This window comes from Xanthomonas albilineans (genome assembly GCF_002939705.1).
In the GTDB taxonomy this organism is placed as follows: Bacteria; Pseudomonadota; Gammaproteobacteria; order Xanthomonadales; family Xanthomonadaceae; genus Xanthomonas_A; species Xanthomonas_A albilineans.
In genome coordinates, this window is sequence record NZ_MDCB01000133.1 from 1 (window position 1) to 284 (window position 284).

1 protein-coding gene is annotated in these 284 nt (G+C 58.5%); it reads right to left on the minus strand.

Going from position 1 to position 284, the window contains the following annotated elements; all coding sequences use genetic code 11:
- Positions 1–82 precede the first annotated feature (82 nt).
- Positions 83–284: DUF3489 domain-containing protein (locus tag XalbCFBP2523_RS16095; protein ID WP_146084174.1), on the minus strand; the 202-nt coding region annotated here is incomplete at its 5' end.

Consider the following 284-nt stretch of genomic DNA (forward strand, 5'->3'; position numbering starts at 1 on the left):
GGGATGGGATAACCCCCTCGTCTGCCATCGTCTTGCAATCCCCGAGCAAGAAGCCAGGCAATGCCTGGCTTCTTTTCCTCGATCAATCGATGCGGTAGACACGCTCCCCACCAGGCGCTTTATCCGAGACGATGCTCAAATCAAGCTTTTTCTTGAATGCGCCGGCAAACGTGCCGCGTACCGTATGTGGCTGCCAGCCGGTTGCCTCGCAAATCTGCGCGATGGTGGCGCCTTCAGGGCGCTTGAGCATGGCGATCACCTGGGCCTGCTTGCTGTTTTCGCGA